Source organism: Labrenzia sp. THAF35, assembly GCF_009363595.1.
In the GTDB taxonomy this organism is placed as follows: Bacteria; Pseudomonadota; Alphaproteobacteria; order Rhizobiales; family Stappiaceae; genus Roseibium; species Roseibium algicola.
The window spans coordinates 23,237-42,515 of the sequence record NZ_CP045382.1 but is presented as its reverse complement, the minus strand read 5'-3'; the positions used below and the strand labels follow the sequence as shown (position 1 = coordinate 42,515).

Annotated in this window: 19 protein-coding genes; 8 read left to right on the top strand and 11 right to left on the bottom strand. The window is 56.1% G+C overall.

Features of this window, described 5'->3' with window-relative positions; all coding sequences use genetic code 11:
• Positions 1 to 227: 227 nt before the first annotated feature.
• From FIU93_RS30405 to FIU93_RS30390, 4 genes are all read right to left on the bottom strand, one after another.
• Positions 228 to 1,658: an HD domain-containing protein gene (locus FIU93_RS30405; protein WP_062492166.1), complete on the bottom strand. Its 1,431-nt coding sequence runs from the start codon at positions 1,656 to 1,658 to the stop codon at positions 228 to 230.
• 64 nt (positions 1,659 to 1,722) lie between these two features.
• Positions 1,723 to 2,307: an AAA family ATPase gene (locus tag FIU93_RS30400; protein WP_152508015.1), complete on the bottom strand. Its 585-nt coding sequence runs from the start codon at positions 2,305 to 2,307 to the stop codon at positions 1,723 to 1,725.
• The gene (locus FIU93_RS30395; RefSeq protein WP_062492232.1) at positions 2,304 to 2,888 is read right to left on the bottom strand and encodes a 3'-5' exonuclease; all 585 of its coding nucleotides are present in this window, start codon (positions 2,886 to 2,888) and stop codon (positions 2,304 to 2,306) included. The genes FIU93_RS30400 and FIU93_RS30395 overlap by 4 nt, the downstream gene beginning before the upstream one ends.
• Positions 2,885 to 3,847, bottom strand: a complete 963-nt coding sequence (locus FIU93_RS30390; protein WP_088665295.1) for a radical SAM protein — start codon at positions 3,845 to 3,847, stop codon at positions 2,885 to 2,887. Before FIU93_RS30390 ends, FIU93_RS30395 begins: the two co-directional genes overlap by 4 nt.
• A gap of 596 nt (positions 3,848 to 4,443) precedes the next feature.
• On the opposite strand from FIU93_RS30390, the gene FIU93_RS30385 reads away from it, so the two are divergent.
• From FIU93_RS30385 to FIU93_RS30370, 4 genes are all read left to right on the top strand, one after another.
• Positions 4,444 to 4,638 carry a hypothetical protein gene (locus FIU93_RS30385; RefSeq protein ID WP_062492162.1) on the top strand — a complete coding sequence of 65 codons (195 nt, stop codon included), beginning with the start codon at positions 4,444 to 4,446 and terminating at the stop codon, positions 4,636 to 4,638.
• A 27-nt stretch (positions 4,639 to 4,665) separates the two neighbouring features.
• The gene (locus tag FIU93_RS30380) at positions 4,666 to 7,518 is read left to right on the top strand and encodes an N-6 DNA methylase (RefSeq protein ID WP_209171745.1); all 2,853 of its coding nucleotides are present in this window, start codon (positions 4,666 to 4,668) and stop codon (positions 7,516 to 7,518) included.
• Positions 7,519 to 8,235, top strand: coding sequence for a hypothetical protein (locus tag FIU93_RS30375; RefSeq protein WP_152508014.1), 717 nt, complete (start codon positions 7,519 to 7,521; stop codon positions 8,233 to 8,235).
• A 314-nt stretch (positions 8,236 to 8,549) separates the two neighbouring features.
• Positions 8,550 to 8,774, top strand: coding sequence for a helix-turn-helix transcriptional regulator (locus FIU93_RS30370; protein ID WP_062492156.1), 225 nt, complete (start codon positions 8,550 to 8,552; stop codon positions 8,772 to 8,774).
• On the opposite strand, the gene FIU93_RS30365 is transcribed toward FIU93_RS30370, so the two are convergent.
• The 5 genes from FIU93_RS30365 to traA are packed head-to-tail and all read right to left on the bottom strand — an operon-like array spanning position 8,771 to position 14,857.
• A complete protein-coding gene (locus FIU93_RS30365) occupies positions 8,771 to 9,139 on the bottom strand; it encodes a thermonuclease family protein (protein WP_062492154.1) in 369 nt (122 codons plus the stop codon). The genes FIU93_RS30370 and FIU93_RS30365 overlap by 4 nt on opposite strands.
• A complete protein-coding gene (locus FIU93_RS30360; RefSeq protein WP_062492152.1) occupies positions 9,136 to 9,762 on the bottom strand; it encodes a TraH family protein in 627 nt (208 codons plus the stop codon). Before FIU93_RS30360 ends, FIU93_RS30365 begins: the two co-directional genes overlap by 4 nt.
• A gap of 4 nt (positions 9,763 to 9,766) precedes the next feature.
• On the bottom strand, positions 9,767 to 11,005 hold the full coding sequence (locus FIU93_RS30355) for a conjugal transfer protein TraB (RefSeq protein ID WP_077294757.1): 1,239 nt from the start codon (positions 11,003 to 11,005) through the stop codon (positions 9,767 to 9,769).
• Entirely contained in the window at positions 10,926 to 11,480 is a 555-nt protein-coding gene (traF, locus tag FIU93_RS30350) for a conjugative transfer signal peptidase TraF (protein ID WP_077294863.1), read from the bottom strand. The genes FIU93_RS30355 and traF overlap by 80 nt, the downstream gene beginning before the upstream one ends.
• Positions 11,480 to 14,857, bottom strand: a complete 3,378-nt coding sequence (gene traA, locus FIU93_RS30345) for a Ti-type conjugative transfer relaxase TraA (RefSeq protein WP_152508012.1) — start codon at positions 14,855 to 14,857, stop codon at positions 11,480 to 11,482. Before traA ends, traF begins: the two co-directional genes overlap by 1 nt.
• Before the next feature lie 629 nt (positions 14,858 to 15,486).
• On the opposite strand from traA, the gene FIU93_RS30340 reads away from it, so the two are divergent.
• The 3 genes from FIU93_RS30340 to traG are packed head-to-tail and all read left to right on the top strand — an operon-like array spanning position 15,487 to position 17,882.
• Entirely contained in the window at positions 15,487 to 15,738 is a 252-nt protein-coding gene (locus tag FIU93_RS30340; RefSeq protein WP_081450445.1) for a TraC family protein, read from the top strand.
• Between the two features lie 43 nt (positions 15,739 to 15,781).
• Positions 15,782 to 16,042: a conjugal transfer protein TraD gene (gene traD / locus FIU93_RS30335; protein WP_008188337.1), complete on the top strand. Its 261-nt coding sequence runs from the start codon at positions 15,782 to 15,784 to the stop codon at positions 16,040 to 16,042.
• Positions 15,963 to 17,882, top strand: coding sequence for a Ti-type conjugative transfer system protein TraG (traG, locus tag FIU93_RS30330; RefSeq protein WP_152508011.1), 1,920 nt, complete (start codon positions 15,963 to 15,965; stop codon positions 17,880 to 17,882). Before traD ends, traG begins: the two co-directional genes overlap by 80 nt.
• A 163-nt stretch (positions 17,883 to 18,045) precedes the next feature.
• Here the strand turns inward: traG and FIU93_RS31540 are convergent, their stop codons facing one another.
• Positions 18,046 to 18,210 carry a hypothetical protein gene (locus tag FIU93_RS31540; protein ID WP_167579045.1) on the bottom strand — a complete coding sequence of 55 codons (165 nt, stop codon included), beginning with the start codon at positions 18,208 to 18,210 and terminating at the stop codon, positions 18,046 to 18,048.
• A gap of 363 nt (positions 18,211 to 18,573) precedes the next feature.
• On the opposite strand from FIU93_RS31540, the gene FIU93_RS30325 reads away from it, so the two are divergent.
• Positions 18,574 to 18,834 carry a WGR domain-containing protein gene (locus FIU93_RS30325; RefSeq protein WP_040450275.1) on the top strand — a complete coding sequence of 87 codons (261 nt, stop codon included), beginning with the start codon at positions 18,574 to 18,576 and terminating at the stop codon, positions 18,832 to 18,834.
• Between the two features lie 88 nt (positions 18,835 to 18,922).
• Here the strand turns inward: FIU93_RS30325 and FIU93_RS30320 are convergent, their stop codons facing one another.
• Positions 18,923 to 19,240: a DUF736 domain-containing protein gene (locus FIU93_RS30320; protein WP_040450317.1), complete on the bottom strand. Its 318-nt coding sequence runs from the start codon at positions 19,238 to 19,240 to the stop codon at positions 18,923 to 18,925.
• Between the last annotated feature and the right edge of the window lie 39 nt (positions 19,241 to 19,279).

The window sequence follows — 19,279 nt, the reverse complement described above, 5'->3', positions numbered from 1 at the left end:
CGGATCGGGGGCTGGCCGCTTCAGCGAGCGGCAAAGTCTGACTGTCGCATTTCTATCGGGCTAGCGACGTCGCGTTTCTAAACAGCTTTGACAGTTATAACGTTACATTCAACGTCGCGCATTCTTTTAAATGAAGACATCGCCTACAGAGCCTGAAACACGCCTGCTGACCGATCAAAGTATTTCTCGGGAGGAACTTGTCAGCGGTTCAACAGCCGAGCCTGGCTTTACAAGTTTTTCAGCTCTGCCTCGATCAACTCCCTAATTGCTCTCTTCAAGTTATCCACTTTCGGGGACTTTTTATCGTCATAGTAAATGCGATGGATGTTGAAAGATGCGGCGCTTGCGACGACAGGAGAGATGGAGGCAATATCTAAGATCTTGCCTCCGACGCTCACATTGATCTGCTGGGGATGGCCGCCGACGACACCTCTCGTCTTATAGATTGGCCGATTATACGTGTCGTAATAGCAGCTATCGCTCCAGATTGAGGAATCTGCCTGCAGCTTCTCGGCAACAGCCTTACAGATTCCTTCGATCAGCTGAACGCGTGATAGTGCAGTCAGTTTGCTGGTTCCGACGCGTGCGGCAAGTGCTTCGTCGGCTACCTTCCAGATATCGACCATTGGCAAAATCCGGCGGTCCGAGAGTCGCGTCGCGACGTCGCTAACAGAAGGATCAGTCGCTTCGCGCAATAGATGGAGGGATCCCCAAAAGAGCGTATCGTCGAGAAGGTGCGCGTGGTCGAGATTGTCCGGCTCACGAAAAAATCGAATAAATGGGTGGTTCTCCGAAAGACCTGTGGCTGTCACCTCATTTGAGTCGATCAGCTGAAAAACCTTGCTCAAGAGCTGGGCGAACATGAACTCCAGACCCCTTGTCTTCTTGTGCAGATAGATGGTTGGATAGAGCTGGAACAACGTGACTGTGAACTGTTCGAGCGAGATATAGGCCTTGCTATCGACATAGAGAAATTGAGCATCACCGTTCTGACCTGGCTTAAAATTCCGTAAGAGCCAATCAAGGTCGATTCCTCCAGAGGACACACCGGCGAAGTAGGCGTCCCTTTTCGCGTAATCGAGCCTGTCGGCGTCAAGCTGACTTGAAACGATGGACGTATAGACGCAGTTTTCATCCTTCTTCTTAATGATGTCACGGACCATGCCGGGAAATTCAGAACCACCAAACTTAGTTAGCGCCGTGCCGATCGAAGAGTCGGTGATAATCTTTCGGCTAACAGACTCATGATCGACGGCAGCTTCGAAGCTCTCCGCGCGTTCGCCTTCGAGCGAGTTGCGCGCCAGAAAGAATTCCATGGCCTTCTCGAAAGCGTGGCTAAACATGCCGTGGCCGACGTCATGCAGCAACGCGGCTGCCAGGCAAGCTTCGGCCTTGGGCGACCATTTCCCGTCAGCCCCTTCGGGCTCTATAACCATCAGCATTCGTTTTGCAATTTTGTAAACGCCAAGTGAATGTGAGAAGCGAGAGTGAGCGGCCGAGGGAAAGACGTAATCGGAAAAGCCGAGTTGCTTGACACGACGCAGGCGCTGGAAGAACGGATCAGAGAGCAAGTTTTTGAGCTCATTTTCGCGTTCTCCATAAAAATCGATAAACCCGTGGATCGGATCCTTGATAACCTTGTTCAAAATTTCCGGCATTTTCCCCCCAACATGATATTTCCGGAATTGTAGTAACCAACTGCATTAGGCGAACATGCCACGCCTATTCTGCCAAGCGCGTGCGGATGCTTTTGAGAACTTGATCCAAGACTTCATTGCTATTCGTGGAGGTCAGGATGAGAGATTCGAAAGCCGCCTCGTCGGCGATCGCGCGGATCTTGTTAGCGGCTGCGACCCGAAACTCCTGATTTCCATCCCGTCCTTCACCAAGTCCAATTGCAGGATCGAGTTCTGTCATGACAAGCAGATCATAGTCACCCGCATGAGCAAGAGCGATCGAGCGAAGTTCGTTGAGCTGACGATCAGGTAGAGACCGGTCCGAAATTTCGAGGGCGGCATAAAGATAGCCTAACGCGTCAAAAACAGGACGATCGACAAGAACGACCTCGCAGTGCAAGGCAGCTTCAGCTTCCTGCCTCATGCCCTCCGCCATGATCCATAGTGTGCTTTCGAAATTGTGCTGGGTTAGGATCGGAAAGCCGCGGTCCCGTGCCGCCGTAGCGAGGTCATCTACCCGACCGATGGTCACCCCTTCGGTCGATAGGCGAGCGTCCAGTTGCTCCAGGAAAGTTGACTTTCCGGTCGAATGTGTGCCGGCTATTCCGATTTTAACTTTCCTCGCGCTCACAAAAAGCTCTCCTGCGATTTGAAAAGTATATCGGCTTCCCGTACACGGAGATCACGATCGGCGCGATCGAGCGGCCCTAGAAGTTCAACGAACAACAAGGCCGTCAGCGCAACGTCAAATTGAGCGGAATGGTGTTTCAAGCCTGTTTGCCGCTTTGCCTCGGTCGTCAACTTGAGAGCGGCGCCGAGGTTTTCCAAACTGTATGAGGAAAGGCCCGGGCGGAGGGAACGCGCGAGCTTCAAAGTATCGATTGCAGCGGATGGCTGCCATCCTGGAATCGATCGGCTTATAGCATCAAGCTCTACCCGGACGTTGTGACCGACGATCACACATCCGTCAGTCCATGTGACGACGTCGTCAGCAATGTCGTCGATACTCGGCGCACCGGCTACGACATCGTCGGAGAGGCCGTGAATCCTAGTCACGACCGCGGCGATTGGCTGCTCAGGCTTGATCAGCCAGTGAAATTCTCGGCCGGTGGGACGGAGTTCAACGAGTTCCAGCAACGCGATCTCGACAATCTCTGGAGGGGTAGCTCCGTTGCCTTCCACGTCGACGACCCAGGTCTTTTCCCAAATCATTCCCATCCGATCTCCGCACGCCCATGCCGATGCTGCCTATGCGGCTGCGCCCGGTCGTGGACTTGGAAATTTAATGTATGCTGCATGAAGTAGCGTTGCGCTTCGGTGCTGCCACTGACTACGATCCGACGATCAGAAATCTCGATTCCATTTAGGTCCGCCAGCGAGACGCTACGAGCGAGGCTTCGAACAGCCTCAGTGTCAGGTTTATGGTGATGCTTACTGCAGATCTCACGTTGGCCCTCGGGACAGATGCTACAAATTTCGCTGATGCCGAAATGACCATTAAAATCTGGTGTCCCGTGGGCGAAGGCGACCCCGCATGACGTTTTGCGGAAGATCGGGCGCCCTTCGAAATGGGCCAAAATTCGACTTTCGGTATCACGTGGTAAAATCTTTCGTCGGGCCAAATCCGTGTAAAGGTCAGGCACCCCGGCTTCTCGAAAATAGGCCTGGATTTCTTTCCGGTAAAAGAGGCCCGTGAAAACCGTCGCATCCGCTAACTCAGAAAGCCGGCGTGCAGACGCGAAGTGGTCGATCGTATCATTTAGACCCGAGATAATCGGGCGCCAGTAGAGGATCTTCTTCACACGAGACGCCGATTTAGCCAGCACTTCCAAGCTTCCTGCGGCTATCGCCGACGGTACTGGCTCCACACGTTCGTCATGGATCCCTGACCAGGTGACCAAGATCGTCAGTTGCAGGTTCTTGAGAGCTTCAAGACGCTCAACGTCTGATCGATCAATTCGCCATCGGGTGATAACCAGGACTGGATTGCTGAGCCCTCGCCTATCCAGAGCTTCGAGGGTCTTGAAAAGATGCGTCTTCACACCAGGCAGGAAGGGGTCCGTAGCTCGGTTGAAAATCTGAATCGGAGTCGTGTGAGCACGAAACGCCCAATGGCCGATGAGTTCCTGCACGGCGATTTCGTCATCGACGATGAGGTGGGGTCGCTTCATCGAAAAATTCTCGAACAAGTGGCGTACGCAGTAGCCACAATCCAGAGGACACCCGACGATGTGATTGAGACTTAAGCCCGACTTTCGATAGTCAATGAAATTCCGAAGGCTTCGAGGTAGATCATCCGGCGCAGGGCGCACGGACTTCAAATTTAAGAATTCTGCTTTTGTCACGTGTACCTCCCAAACCCACAGTCGGACAGTGAACTGCAACACAGGAAAACACAAGTTAGCCGCGAGGAAACATCAACCACCATCACTCTATGCTGCGATGTTCCTTCGAAGCGACCTCGCATCGACCACGCAGAGAAGCATGTATCCAAACGGGATATTCTCACCGCCAGACACGGACCAGCTAGCGAGCAAACTAGTAGATCATGAACAGTATCGTCACGGAGATTGTCATGTGACACGTTTTAGCGCGACATGTGGTGCGACTGCTTTGAGGAAGAGGGCCGCTACGCGCCTTAATCACATCCATCCAGACGCGACAAAGAGTTCCGCTGCTGTTTCAGCCATTCTGTATTGCCCGATTGCTGGCCATACAGAATTCTGTTATTCGTTCCTCTGCTTGCGGTGAGCAGAGGAAAGTGGTCATGGCGATCAACACAACGAAGGACGCGCTGAATTCTACAAGCCGTCACTCCATAGAGAAGCTCGAAACTCTGAATTTCAAGGTTCCGGCCGACTTCAAGAAGGCATTTAAAGGTTATGCCGTTGCCCAGGGTATGACGATGGTTGACTTGCTTCGTGAAGGATTTGAACTCAGCAAAGACAATCGTAAGTCCTGATGCAGCCGATCAAAAGCGGAATATAGTATGTCCGTCAGCGGCGCGAAAACGGCTTGGATTGAGCATCTGGATGTCAGCAGTGTCCAGATTGATGGTCTAGTTCGGGTCGCAGGATATTTGCCTGATGGCCGTCCGCCCGAAGAAGTTGTGACCATGGAGAAGGCCGCCTCATATGGCGCCTACGCGGTGTTTTTCGAAGCGGGGAAACAAGGCAGGCCGGGGGCACCGCAAGCGTTCTTATTCGTCGATGATGGGCCTGCTAATAATCCGGCGTTTGCGGAGTTGCACAAACGAATCTGGAGTTGGGGCGGCGTTCCACTCCTTTATCGGCGGATACCAGGCCTGGTGCAGCTCTTCCGATGCGCCCACAAGGCCGATTTCATTTCGGCTTCGGGAGATCTAGTCTGCAAACCAGTTAAAACACTGGGACTCGCTTCACGTATAGTTGCAAAAGAAGCTTGGTGGGACGCAGAAAGACTGCGAAACAGCACGCTTTGGGATGATCCAGCAGCTTGCAAGCTACTTCTATCCGCGTCGAAATCGGCACATCGCCTGCTTGTCGATGCCGTTAGTGGCCTCCATTCTAGACTGAAGAGTAGTGGTCTACTGAACGCAGGGCTTCGACGCCGCCTTCTTATCCTTTCACTCCTCATTGCTTATCTGGAAGAACGCGGCGTTCTCCCAGCCGACTTTTTCGGGCAATTTACTGAAGGTGCCACGAGATTTTTTCATGTTCTTGAGGACGGTCCTGCGCTTGTACAACTTCTTCGATCTCTTGAAATGCGCTTCAACGGCCACATTTTCAGAATTCACGACGAGGACCGCGCCGCACTTGAGAACAGCACGGAACTTCAAGGTTTCAGCACGCTGATAGAGGCGCGGGTTGAAGCAGGAGGGCAGCTCAACCTCTGGGCGCTCTACTCTTTCCGCGATTTACCCGTCGAGGTTATCAGCCATATCTATCAGCTATTCGTTTCCGACACCGATAGCTCCGTCTATACACCTCCTTCGCTTGTCCGCCTCATGCTTGATGAGGCATTGAGCTGGCAACGACTTGACCGGGTGATCGACCGAGACGAACTCATCCTCGATCCTGCATGTGGCTCTGGTATTTTCTTGGTCGAGGCTTACAAGCGCCTCGTGCTGCACTGGAGAAGCCGAAACGGCTGGGCTAAACCTGGTGTCCATGTGTTACGCGCATTAGTCGAACGCCTTCGCGGGGTTGATGTCGAAGGTGGCGCGATCGAGCTAGCAGCATTCAGCTTGTGCCTGGCGCTATGCGACGCGCTGGAGCCTGAAGATATCCGCGCAAGTGTTCAGCTTTTCCCAAAGCTAAACGACCGTACACTAATAGAATCCTGCTTTTTTGAAGCAAAGGAGAAAAAACGCATTGTTGGCCCTATCGGCGTCGTTGTTGGTAATCCACCCTTCGTATCCGCCCTCAAGACGCAAGGTGCAATCCGAAGCTATCAGCGCTTCACAGAAGCTATCGGTACTGGGGCAGACAAGCAGATTGCGTACCTGTTCTTGCATGAAGCCATGGAACTTCTCGTTCCTGGGGGTACGCTCTCCATGCTTCAACAGTATAACCTGATCTACAACGCCAGCTCCGCACCTGTTCGCACTGCCTTTTTTTCACGTTGGGATGTGCGCGAAATCCTCGATTTTGTGTCGATTCGTGGATTGTTTAGCAAAGGTGGCGCAGACACTAAAATTGTCGCCGTCGTTGCGGATGCGGCTGAACCACCCAATAACCGCAGAATCTTGCACGCTGTTTTTCGTCGCGCTGGTCGTGCCGATGCCGAACAAGGTTTCGATATCGATTATTATGATTTGCATTGGCTACCGCGCAGTGACGTTCTCGCGGAACCCGGACCTGAAATTTGGCGTTCGGGTCTCTTGGGCGGGGCGCGCGCTTACAGCCTCGTCAAAAGGCTCAAGCAATATCGTACGCTTAAGCAGCATGCCGCTGAACGAGGGTGGCATGTTCGCGAGGGGTTCGTTGAGGGCCAGAAGGGTGTATCCCGGCCCTCTGATCACCTGATCGGCAAGCCACTTCTGCCCTCGACCGCTCTTTCCGTGACCGGCATCGACAAAAGCCAAATCACTGTAGTGCCAGACAAGCCGATTGAGGGCCCTCGCTCGGCCGAACTCTTCACTCCGCCTATGCTCTTGGTCCGCGAACATGAAGATTTGCCAAATGCGATTTGGTCTGAAGAGTATCTCACCTTTAAGAACCAGATCGTCGGATTCGCCAAGGCTGGCCGCGACGATCTAGAGGTAGTTGCACGCTGGCTCAAAACTGAGTCGATCGCGTTGCGCGCCTATGCAGCTGGGATCAGCACGAAGCTCTTCACCCAGAAGGCGACTAATATTGCCGGAGCTGATGTGCTTGCTTTGCCATTTCCTGAGGATGGCGATCTCGACCTCAGCGACAATGAGCGAATTGTTGCCGAGGATATCGTCCACCAGTATCGAGAATTCGTTCGCAAGGGCAACGAGTCTTGTCTTTTACGCGAGGATGCCTGCCAGGTACTTGACGACTTCGCACGTTTGTTCTGCAAGCAGATCAACACAGTTTATCAAGAAAAGCCGCTGATATCGCTGACACCGCGGCGCTGGTCAGGAATCGTCTGCCAGCCCTTCGTGTTTGGGACTGGGGTGATCGATTGGGACGGCGAAGATACGCTGCACGACAAGATTGATGTTCTACTAAGGGAACAAAAGGGCACGTCGGTTTCCATTACACGCATCGCAAGAATATATGACGGGCATTTTATTTTCCTTCTGAAGCCGGATCGTCTTCGTTACTGGCTACGTTCGGTGGCATTGCGCGATAGCGACGACGTATTGGCCGATCTTCGGGCGCAAGGATTTTGAATGCTGGCGGATTCTGACGGAGTTAATGTTCAGAGTGGGGGGTTATCACCCGACCTACATCGTCCGAAGACTTGGCTTCATCAACTGATAACTTTCATTCTGGAAGAATTGCCGAGCTGGCGGGATCGTGGTGGTCGACCAACTGCGGATTCTGAAACACAACTAACCTCGCAACTCTGCGCTCACCTTAACGGCACCACCCGAAAATCTCCCGGCTGGGACGTTCTCCAGTTCCGCATCGAAGAGCCCGACGAAACGAAGCTTTCGCGCCGAATTGATCTCGTTGCAGCGCCAGCGGGAGAGGTCATCTGGATTGAAGGACGCCGGCATGACGATTTTGATACGCTTCTTCCAATTGAATGCAAACGACTTCCCACACCAAAGGGCAAGAACCGAGACAAGCGTGAGTATTTGCGCGTTGCGAACGGCAGCACTGGTGGCGTACAGCGCTTCAAGGCGGGATTGCACGGCGCGGCGCACGAACAGGCAGTCATGATCGCTTATGTGCAGACGGGCGGCATAGTGTCTTGGATCAACCGACTCGATTTCTGGATTCGCGCCCTATCTCGTGTTGGTATTTCCGGTTGGAGTCTTGATGATCGTCTGAATCTAGTCAGCCACGACACCAATCTGCGTATCGCCGTCCTATCATCCGAACACGAACGAGAACTCAACCTAAACAGAATTGAGCTTCGTCATTTGTGGGTCGAGATGTGAACGTCTCGGGTCAATTTCACCATCGAATAGACGTGAATCAACTAGCGGATAAGTATAGGAGCGGTGGCTGAAAATATCAAAAACATTTCGTTTGCCATCTATGTATATTCGTGACGAAGTTGTTCAAATACATTTCGCACGAAACTTGAAAACTAGGCCATTTAATAAACAGATTTGCGGAAAGCCGACATGATGACGTGAATAATGGCGACGCAGGCGCAAAAGTCTCTTAATACGGTCGCCCGTCAATCCCCATGTTTGACGAATAGAGAAGTTGATAAACTCTAATTTTGTAAGCTGCCAATCAAAAGCGCATGGACATGCGCCGCCTCGTCGGAAAAAATCTCACCCGCCTAAGAGATGAGCGGAATATGACGCAAAAGGAAATTGCGGCGATCAGTGGCATCAGCCAGCAATATCTGAGCAGCCTGGAACGCGGAAAACGGAACCCAACCGTTATTACAATCTATCAGATTTCATTGGCGCTCAACGTGGATCCGATGGAGTTTCTTCGACGGATCAAGAAGCCGAAAGATTAGCACCACGGCTCGCGATGTCCGTGCCACGGCCGGGCAAGCCCCTCGTTGATGAGAATTTGGCTTACGTCGTTGCCGTTGACCAAGACCCTTGCGAGGGTGCGGCCATACTTGTCCTTGCCATTTCGGAGGATCTGAATGCGTTGTCCGTTCGCCAACTCGGCGAGCCGGCGCTTGGCCTTCTTTGCCATCTGGATTTCATAGGAACATTTTCCGTCGATCTCGGCGGTATCCAGGCCGAGAACCCGCACACGCTCCGAGCCGTGCTTCATGCCGATCAGGAAACTGTCACCGTCCCAAACGCGCAATTGCTGTGGCTGGCATGTCGCAGCACAGAGATACACGGCAACAACGATGTGGCTGGTCATTCTCTGTTGAAGTCCCCTATTCCGGACAGATCAACGCCAATGTCCGCCTTGTTTGGATCCTGCGCCCATAGCTGTTGCCGGAGTTCATTCCTGGGGTCCGGACTCGCATTGTCAGCCTCTGGCGCCGGCGCTCCCTCCACTGAGGCGGCCGGGTCCGGAGCAGCCAGATCAACGCTCTCTCCTGGGTCTTTTGCCGTGAACACATACTCACCGTCGAAATACCCGGTCTGGTATGCCTCGATGGCATCTTCGAACGCCTCTTGAACCGGCGTGCCGTACCACTTCGTCACGACCCGATAGACGCGGGCGAACAGCGCGGTCCCGATTTTGATGTTGTTGCAGGTGTCGAACACATCCGCGGTGACCTGGGACTTGTCGGTGACGCCAATTCCAACGGGGTATTGCGTGAGCCCGACGCGCACGACGGCTTTGCCGAGGTGATCCTGAACCAGCTTCATCGCTTCTTCGGGTGATTTGACCTTCGGCACCAGAAACGTCTTCGATCCGGCACGAACGGTCACGTTCAACGGATCTTCTGATCCTGCCGCCGCAATGAACTCTTCAACGATGGCAGGGGTCAAGGAAGGGTCGGCACACTGTTCTATCAGGGCGGCATCTATCATGGCTTCACTCGTTGAATGCGATCACCAGCGGAACATCGAACAGCTTTGCCCAGGCTGTGACGCTGGCACGCTGAATAGCGGTAATGTTGCTTCCGCCGGTCCACCAGCCGTTGGCGATCGCCACGATGATATCGGCGTTCAAAGCCATGGATTGCAGGACAGGCCAGATAATCAACTGCTCGTAGCAGATCAACGGCGCTGCGCGATAGCCCGCGACAGGCATAACTGGATTGTAGAATATGTAGGCGTTGGCTCCGCCGCCGTCTCCTGTGAGCCGGCGCCAAGGCTGCCACATGGAAACCGGGACCGGCATGCGTTCGCGATAGAGGATCCGCGTGTCCGACTTCGCGATCTCCACCATCACCGTGTCATAGCCGCTCTTTTGAATGGCCGCGGCGCCCCCGATCACGGTCACTGACAGATCCGACAAAGCATCTGTCCAGAGCCGTTCCGTCGTCGGAGTCCATAGTCCTAAAGCGCTCTCGGGCAGGACCGCTACCTTAGCCCCCTGCCCGGCCGCCTTGCGAACCATGGCGATTGTTTCCTGCTGCTGCTCATAACCGGCGTGCTGTCCAGCCCCTTCATAGCGGAAAGTGGTGTTGATGCCGGTCCAACCCTCAATTACGTTCGGGTCCGTCCAGAATGCGGCGGACCAAGCAGCACATCCGGCGACAATCGGGACCGCGATCCTCCAAAGGCTTGTGGTCATCATGAGCAACAGGATCGCGGTCGCTGCCAGTCCGAACCAGCTCCATCCCGGAAAGAGCACGCCGGCCGCAGTGATCGGGCTGGCCCAACCCATGATTCCGAAGGGTGGCAAGCTCATCAGAACGCTTGCGATTAGATACCGCAGCATTCGCGGCCAACCGGATCGGCCCGACCACAGCGCGGAATAGACGGCGACAAAGACGAGAGACGCTGCGAACCAAAGGCCGATTCCGATAGCATATTGGGATCCGAAGAATATGGACGCGCCCTGCGGCAAGCCTCGTGAGGCTCCGAGGAAGTGCGCCGCTGCCACCAGCGCCGCCACGGATCGGGACGGAGAATAGGCCCAGAAAGCCGGAAACAGCATTCCGGCCGGCAGCAGAAGCACGTTGCCGGACCAGCCGATTGTGCCGGTCGCAATGCCTCCCAGGACGCAAAGCAGACCCCGCGCGAATTTAGGGCTGGAAGGTGAGCACTTCTCGCGCCAGGCCGAGAATGCCGCTCGCCGGGATGGGGCCAAAATATCTTGAATCATAAGAAGCCACGTAATCGGAATGAACAAAGATATCGCCCGCCGGAACGATACCCCCGGCATAGGCGGTCAATGGACGCCCCTGCTCGTCCTTCGCCTGGATGGAAGAATGCGCCAGGAGCTCGCCATCGACGGCAACCTGATTGCCCTCGATGGTGACGGTCTGTCCCGGCAAGGCCACAACGGTTTTGATGAGCGGTGCCATGCCGCCGTTGCACAAACCTGCAGGAAGATAGAGCCGATCGCGCGCCAGTTCGATCGCCGGCGAATTCGCCGGCGGACAGATGAACAAGGTGTCCCCCCGGCGAGCTTCCCTGGACAGTTCCTCGATCCGCCAAAGTCCGAGTGGGAAACTCGGTGTGGTGTTGATCCGGTAGCCGCCGAGAAAACCGGCGGCGGCAATGCCGCCAATCGCTAATCCGGCCAGCGACAGGATTGCCAAGGCTTTCCGCTTGCCCCGTCGCCGCGCCTTCTCTATCACCGGGTCATGCCCTGATCTTTGACCTGTTCCTTTTTCAACACCTGCGCTTGAGCTTTCTCCTGGGAACGCTTCTTTGCATCGACTTTCTGCAGCGCGTTGAACTTCGGCCATGCATCCGCAAGCTTGCTCCGATCTTCATCGGCAACCCGGGCGGCGGCCTTTTCAAAGGCAGGCCCCTCCGGTTTGAGACCGGCCATGAACGTTCTCTCGCCGAACCTCTGGTCCAGCTTCGCGGCGACTTCACCGAGCTCGGCCTCGACCATCTTGTCCGCCAGAAGGAAGGACAGGCCCGCATTCAGGTCGTTGCGGTCGATGGCATCGCGGATCCGCGACAAGACGCCATCGGCCGCCGGCGACAGCGCCGGCACATCGACGCGCGACAGATCCCGCTCCCGTTCCAACTCCACCGTGCGCAAGTCTCCGATCTCGGCCCTGAGACGGATGTAGTTTTTCACATCGTCGCTGAGCTGCGGAACGTTGTTCAACGCCTGCTCGCGAGCTTCGCGAGCGGACTTGCCCGCAAGCATTCCCGTCTTGCCGCGTAGCGATCCGAACTGTTCGGGCGCATTCGCCAATTCTTCAGCGAGCTTATCGCGGGCGGACACCTGCTCAGCGCCACTCGATTTCACGATGTCATCGATCCGCATCGACTTTACGGCCTCGTCCGGCTGCTCATAGACGAGACGGGCGCGGTTCTGGATTTCAACCCAATGGGCTGTCAACGTTGCATCGGACTGCAATTTGGCCTCCACAGTCTCAGTGACGGATAGTGCCCATTCCTCAACGCCTTTGATCCAGGGCTGCAGCGGGGCCGCCTGTTCGCGTGGCTCTGTTTGGACGGTAAGTGCGTTTGTGGCAAGACCGCGTGAACCAATGCCAAGCTTTGCGCCGAGCACGGCAAGCCGCTCGCCGAGCGCCAAGAGCTTCGCCCTTTGCTCGCCAAACCAACGGCGCTGGTTCTGCACCATGGCCTTCGCAACCCGAAGTCCGTAGAGACCCCGACTGCCCGCGTAGCTGAGCGCCTGGGCATAGAGTTCCGAGCCCGCATAATCGAGCGTCGTATCCTTGGCACCTTTCTTGGAAAGAACCTCGACCAGGCCGCCATTCTTCGCAAACGACAACGCTCCGTGATAGAGCTTCACGTCTTCCCGGTGCCTGGTCATCGCGACATAGGTCAGATGCCGGTCCAGCGAAAGCGTTGCCAGAACCTTGACCTTGTCGACGGTCGCGCCTTGAGATTTGTGGATCGTCGTCGCATAGCCGTGATCGACATTGCGATAGGTCTTCTGGTTGACCTCGACGCGCCGGGTTTGATCCGATCCCCCACTACCACCAACAGCCCCGATCTCTGCAACAATGCGCCCCTCACCCGCTTCGACCACGCGGCCGATCATGCCGTTCTTGACGTTTAGGTCTCGGTCGTTCTTCAGGAACACGATCTGATCGCCAGCAGCAAAGAACCGTTCGCCGTCCTCGGTACGGAACTTGTGCCCTTCCTCAATCAGACCGCGTTCAATGAGCGTGGCGCGTGCCAACTTGTTGAGCTCAAAAACATCAGCTCGAAGATGGGCAAGCATCAGCATCGACTTCGAGGGATCGTAGTCGGCCGACCAGTCATCGATCATGCCTTTGATGACCTGATCCTTGAGCGGCATGCTGACAACGTGACCGTTGGCGCGATACGCGTTGATCGCTTTGGCGACATCGCCCCGTGCAAGATCCATGGACGCATCGCGCATCCACTGTTCGCGCTGACGGTAGATCGTGCCAAGTTCCGCGTAGCCCGTTCGGCCCGTCAGGGACCGAAACGCGGCACCGGCTTCGATCGGCTGCAGCTGCTCCGCGTCCCCGATCAGAATGAGCTTGGCTCCGGCCTTCGCGATCGTCTCGACAAAGACGCACATCTGCCGACTATCGACCATGCCCGCCTCATCAATCACAAACACGGTCTTTCTATCCGGAAGCCCCTCACCCCGCGCCCACGACAATTGCCAGGACGCCAGGGTGCGCGATGCGATTCCAGCTTCCTTCTCCAGCCCCTCGGCCGCCTTGCCCGCCAGGGCGGCGCCGGCGACATGATAGCCGTTCGACTCCCAGACCTGACGGGCGGCTTTCATCATCGTGGTCTTGCCCGCCCCTGCCCGGCCGACAACGGACGCCATTCGCTCATCGGCCGTGATGCGCTCAATCGCAACACGCTGTTCATCGGAAAGCTGCTGGATCTTGGAAAGGACCGCGGCGCGAGACCGCTCATCGACGCCATGGGAGGAAGCGGAAACAAGGTGATCGGCCCGCCGCGCCATCTCCGATTCGAGCCGCATCATCTCCCGGCTGGTGAGCTTCGCCGGTTCCATTTCGCAGGTTTCCGGATCAACCGCTTCGACGGCGAGCTTCACGACATCCGGGGAATTCAGAACGCGCGCCAGCAGGTCCTGGAACTTACCCGGATCGTCCACATAGCGATGAAGGTATTTTGCAATGTCCCGCTCATCGAAAACGCTCTTCTCGCGTGTGATCGCATCAATGACAATTTCCGGGCGGCGTTTGATACGCCGAACGTTCTCCAGGCAACTTTCCGCATGCCAGACCGCTCGTTCCAGATCGGCTTCACGTCCTTGGGCTTTGGCTTCTTTGGCAATGTTGCGAGCCTGAACTCCGATCTTGGATGTCGGGCGAAGCTCGATCCCCTGAGCCTCATAGCTGCGGTGATCGATCCGCGTTTCCTGGCCGGCTTGCTCCAAACTCTTGTTTGCATGCGTGGCCCAAAGCTCCCGCCACTGTTTCAGCGTTTCCTTGTCGCCAGCCCATGCCTTGTACTGGATCTTGCCGTTCTTCTGACCTCCCGCCCGAACCGGTTCTCCTTTCGCATCGAGAAGCGTTTCCCACTTCGACCCGAACCCCGCCTCCGTCAAAGGAGCCATCGTCAGCATGACATGGACATGCGGATTGTTTTCTTTGTCGTGATAGACCCAATCCGCAATCATGCCTCTCGATGTGAAGGCTTCGCGGACATAGCCTTGGACGAGGGCAACGTTCTCTTCGCGGCTCAATTCCGACGGCAGCGCGAACACGATCTCGCGGGCAAGCTGCGCATTGGCGCGGGTCTCATGCGCCTCGACCGCATTCCAAAGAGCCTCGCTCGCGCCGGCGACACTCCGCCCGTCGATCAGTGTCCGGAACCACTGTGGCGTCTGATCCGGCAGCGCCAGTTCCTCATGAACCAGATCGCCGTCCTTATGGGCGTAGTTGAATTTCTTGTGGTCCAGATCGTTCGATACCGTCATCTGGGTACGATGCCGGTATGCCGCCGCCGCGACACTCGACCGGCCTTCGCTCCGGGAGATCACCTGAACATGGAAATGATAGATGGCCATGGAGGGCGCTGAACCTGCGGGCGGCGATGATGGGGGCGAACGGTGGCGGGTTGAAGCGAGCGAAGCGAACAGCCAAGCCTCTGAAATTCATTTCAAGGGCCTGGCGTCAAACTTCGCGACAGAGTTGCGAAGACACTTGACGCTTAGCATACCGGGATTGTATCCACAATCCTATAAGTGCGCTCTACACTCAACGATTGAAAATCGTTTCCGCCTGAGAGCTATCGCCGTTGGCGGCGATAGGGCGCTGGAAGCGCCGTCCTGCCTTTTTCAAAAATTCTGATCTTTGCTGTTCTGCCGAGCAGGTGATGTGGCAAATCCTCCACCGCCCAGACCCGGTTTACCACAGGCTTCGGCTTTCTCTTCAGCGCTTTATGGGGAGCGCGTTCAAGCCTTCGCCTGCTCCGTCCGGTTTTCCTCAAAACCGGACTGCGGCCCTCACGGGCTGGAAAACCGGATCTTCAATCAGCGCATAAGTCAGTCGTAAGGCCTTTTCGCTTCTATTCAGCGGACTCCTTCTTGGTTGTATCCACGACAAGTTTTGCAACCAAGCTCGACTTGAGGAATATGACACGCTATGAGCGAAGCCATTGCCTTTAAACAACCCATTTCAAAACAAGGAACATCTGATGGCTCCGCGCACTTCCAAAACCGCCTCCGAGCAGATCGACGACATCGAAGCTCAGATCGCCAAGCTCCAGCAGAAGAAAAGACAGGTGCTCAAAAAGCAGTCTGAGCGGGTCGCCAAGCTCGTCATGGAGAGCGGTCTCGCCGAACTCGACATCGATGAGGCCGAACTCGCCAAAGCCTTGAACGACCTCGCCGCCCGATTTCAAAAGCCGGCCGCTTCACAAAATCACGCTGCAGCTCCGCAGAATTGAAGGGCAGTTCAGAACGCTCGAAAACCGGAGAAGGCGAACGCGATTGCTGGACCGCAAGAAAGACGCACGCGAAAAAATCCAGCTTGGCGGCCTCATCGTCAAAGCCGGACTTCGCAAGACAGACAAGGCCATCCTACTCGGCATTCTCATGGATGCTTCGAACCGCCTTGGCGACATGAATGAGCGCGACAGATGGCGCGTAATCGGAAAGGCCGCATTCAAGAATGACACTCAAAAGGGCGCTGCTGTTCCTGATCCCGATAGCCCTCATGCTAATGGCACTATGGGGCCTCACCGGGATTGAAACCTGGCTGGCTTCCATCGCCACGACGCAGAAAGCCTATCTGTTGCTCGGCCGGATCGGGCTCACCCTTCCCTTTCTTGTCTCGGCCGGCCTGGGGCTCATCGTTCTCTTCTCGGCGCGCGGCAGTCTCGACATCAAATGGGCTGGCTTCGGCGTGCTGACCGGTGGCCTGCTGGTTTTTGCTATTGCCGCGCTCCTGGAGGCGCTGCGGCTCGATGCTTTCTCAGAGCAAGTTCAGCCTGGATCGGTTCTGCAGTACGCCGATCTCTATTCGATCGGTGGTGCGGTCGGGGCGCTCTTTGTCGGTCTGTTCGGTCTGAAGGTCGGGCTGAAAGGCAACAATGCCTTCGGCGACAACCGGCCGAAACGGGTTTCCGGCCGCCGAAGCATCCATGGCGAAAGCGATTGGATGGACGGTAAGACCGCCGCAAAGTTGTTTCCCGAAGACGGCGGTATCGTCATTGGAGAACGCTATCGGGTCGATCAGGATAGCGTTGCAGAAATCAATTTCGATCCGCGCCACAACAACACCTGGGGCAAGGGCGGCAAGGCGCCCCTCGTCGCTTTCGACCAGGGCATTGGTTCCACACACGGCATCGTCTTTGCCGGCTCAGGCGGATACAAGACAACGTCCGTCGTCATTCCCACCTGCCTCCAATATCCCGGGTCGATGATCGTCCTCGATCCCTCGACCGAAATCGCGCCGATGGTATCGGAAAGCCGTAGTTCGATGGGCCAGAAGGTCATTTGCCTCGATCCGAAAAACCAACAAGTCGGGTTCAATGTCCTCGACTGGATCGGTCAATTCGGCTCCTCGATGGAAGAGGACATGGCAACGGTTGCGGCCTGGCTCATGTCGGAGAAGCCGCGGATAGCCTCCGGAGCGGACGACTTCTTCCGCACCAATGCGGAACAGCTCATCACCAGCGTGATTGCACATGTCGTCTTTTCCGATCTGGAGAATACCTCCGGAAAACGATCACTGCGCACGGTGCGCAGCATTCTCACCAAACCGGAAGAAAACCTGAAAGAGTTCCTGGCCGACATTCACGACACGGCGCCGAACGAGTTCGTCAAAGAACTCGTCGGACCCTTCATCAACATGACGCCGCAAACGTTCTCCGGAGTCTATGCGACTGCCGCCAAGGAAACCCACTGGCTCTCCTACGAGACCTATGCCGCGCTCGTCTCCGGCAACACCTTCAAAACCGACATCATTGCCAACGGCCGGACAACCATCTTCCTCAACATCGATCTTTCCACCCTGGAAAATCATCCTGGCATGGCGCGCGTGATCATCGGCGCGTTCATCAAAGCCGTTTACAATCGCGATGGAGACATCAACGGCCGGGTTCTTTTCCTGCTCGATGAGGCCGCACGGCTCGGCTACATGCGCATCATCGAAACGGCACGCGATGCCGGCCGCAAATATGGAATCTCGCTTCTGATGCTGTTCCAGTCGCTCGGCCAGATGCGGGAGGCCTTCGGCGGCAAGGATGCCACATCCAAGTGGTTCGAATCCGCCTCCTGGGTGTCCTTCGCCGCAATCAACGATCCGGACACGGCGCGTTATATTTCCGAGCGATGTGGCATGACGACAATCGAGGTTGACCAGGTGAGCCGGTCCTTACGTGGCGGGCAAGTTTCGCGGAACCGCTCCCGTCAGCTCTCTCAGCGTCCTCTCATACAGCCGCATGAAGTTCTGCAGATGCGGTCCGATGAGCAGATTGTGTTTACCAGTGGAAATGAGCCGTTGCGATGCGGCCGGGCGATGTTCTTCCGACGGAAAGAGATGACTGAAAAAGTGGCGGCGTCGCGTTTCGGAACAGAGCGACGGTAAGGATGCGGGAACCCGCCTGGTCGAGGCCAATTGCTGCACAGGTAGATCTTCACCAGGAAAGACAACGGTGAAAGCGGGAATGCAAATTGCCGGTCGTCAAGCAAGCCTTGGCCCGGTCGATCCGGGCCAGGGCTTTGCATCGCGAACACAAGAAACGGCCGCCTTATAAGGGCGGCGCGCTTTCGATTGTTTTGTCTTGATCCGCCGCAATGACCGCAAGCTCTGCTCTCAAGATCTCCAGCTCTGCCGATATCTGGCGACGCTCGCCGGCATCGGCAGCATTGCGGAGTTCTGCGCGAAGTTCTTCAATCTGGATTTCATGGTGCATCGTCATCTCCCTTTGAGTGTCTTCGAAAGATGACGCCCGAAGGTGTGGTGGTGAGGCTGGGTCAAGGATCGCGCAAGCGACCGCCGGCGGCGGCGTGCGGGGGTGCCGATTTTCTGGTACAGCCGGAAAATTGGGGGGACCGCGCGTCCTTGGGGCAGACTTGCCGCCGCACTACACTCGGTCGATCTGAGCAGACCAGGCCTCACCCGGTTTCGGCTACAAAAGAAGGCTGCCGCGCTCGATGCGCGGCTACCTTCTCAGCTTTCGAAAAGGAAAACACGGATGAAGGTCGTGAATCGATTGAGGGTTATCGATTCATAGAAGTCATTGGACGGAGCCAGCCTCGTCAGCGAAACTCTTCCCATGCAGTCACAACAACGCGAGCCGGTCCATCTTCGCCGCATTGACCAGGCCCGGAACATGCGGCGGTTCTATTGCCTCACCGTTCAGCCAACGCTGTTTGGCGGCGCTTCGCTCATTCGCGATTGGGGGCGTATCGGAACCCGGGGACAGACGATGATGGAAACATTTGACTGGCCGGCCGATGCCACCAATGCCCTGGTGCGGATAGAGCGATCCAAAAAGCGCCGGGGATATCGGGAGACAGTCGAGAGCGTCGAATAGCTACTTCGCCGATCGGGTGGCAGATGCGTTGCGATCGGGAAACAGCGATCGAAGGCCCCGCTTGTGGCGAGGCCTTCGTGATGGCCGCTTAGTCGCGGTTGCCAATCGGGCGAGACCAGATGAGCTGCAGGCCTTCCTGACCTTCCACCTCGATGAGGGTGGCGTAGATCGGGGCGGGGAAGCTCGGGTCGTCCAGCTTGACCGAGATGTAGTCGCGCTCGGTGTCTTTCGCCTGCTTCTGCCATCCGGCTCCAAGCTCAACTGAACCGGAGTAGATGCGGAATTGCGGGCCGTTTTCGGAGGGGTTTTCGACGCGCTCGAGGCGAGCCTTGACGTTGAGGGCCAGCGTCTTGATCTGACCGGTGAAGCCGTTCTTCGTGGTGATGAATGTGCCGATGTTTGCCATTGTCTTCATTCCTTCGATGTTTCGGGCCACGCCCTTCGC

Excerpts from the sequence above, each read along its gene's own strand:
- FIU93_RS30405 (WP_062492166.1), bottom strand. The coding sequence starts at position 1,658 with ATGCCGGAAATTTTGAACAAGGTTATCAAGGATCCGATCCACGGGTTT.
- FIU93_RS30395 (WP_062492232.1), bottom strand. The coding sequence starts at position 2,888 with ATGATTTGGGAAAAGACCTGGGTCGTCGACGTGGAAGGCAACGGAGCT.
- FIU93_RS30390 (WP_088665295.1), bottom strand. The coding sequence starts at position 3,847 with ATGAAGCGACCCCACCTCATCGTCGATGACGAAATCGCCGTGCAGGAA.
- FIU93_RS30385 (WP_062492162.1), top strand. The coding sequence starts at position 4,444 with ATGGCGATCAACACAACGAAGGACGCGCTGAATTCTACAAGCCGTCAC.
- FIU93_RS30380 (WP_209171745.1), top strand. The coding sequence starts at position 4,666 with ATGTCCGTCAGCGGCGCGAAAACGGCTTGGATTGAGCATCTGGATGTC.
- FIU93_RS30375 (WP_152508014.1), top strand. The coding sequence starts at position 7,519 with ATGCTGGCGGATTCTGACGGAGTTAATGTTCAGAGTGGGGGGTTATCA.
- FIU93_RS30370 (WP_062492156.1), top strand. The coding sequence starts at position 8,550 with ATGGACATGCGCCGCCTCGTCGGAAAAAATCTCACCCGCCTAAGAGAT.
- FIU93_RS30365 (WP_062492154.1), bottom strand. The coding sequence starts at position 9,139 with ATGACCAGCCACATCGTTGTTGCCGTGTATCTCTGTGCTGCGACATGC.
- FIU93_RS30360 (WP_062492152.1), bottom strand. The coding sequence starts at position 9,762 with ATGATAGATGCCGCCCTGATAGAACAGTGTGCCGACCCTTCCTTGACC.
- FIU93_RS30355 (WP_077294757.1), bottom strand. The coding sequence starts at position 11,005 with ATGATTCAAGATATTTTGGCCCCATCCCGGCGAGCGGCATTCTCGGCC.
- traA (WP_152508012.1), bottom strand. The coding sequence starts at position 14,857 with ATGGCCATCTATCATTTCCATGTTCAGGTGATCTCCCGGAGCGAAGGC.
- FIU93_RS30340 (WP_081450445.1), top strand. The coding sequence starts at position 15,487 with ATGGCTCCGCGCACTTCCAAAACCGCCTCCGAGCAGATCGACGACATC.
- traG (WP_152508011.1), top strand. The coding sequence starts at position 15,963 with ATGACACTCAAAAGGGCGCTGCTGTTCCTGATCCCGATAGCCCTCATG.
- FIU93_RS31540 (WP_167579045.1), bottom strand. The coding sequence starts at position 18,210 with ATGCACCATGAAATCCAGATTGAAGAACTTCGCGCAGAACTCCGCAAT.
- FIU93_RS30325 (WP_040450275.1), top strand. The coding sequence starts at position 18,574 with ATGCAGTCACAACAACGCGAGCCGGTCCATCTTCGCCGCATTGACCAG.
- FIU93_RS30320 (WP_040450317.1), bottom strand. The coding sequence starts at position 19,240 with ATGGCAAACATCGGCACATTCATCACCACGAAGAACGGCTTCACCGGT.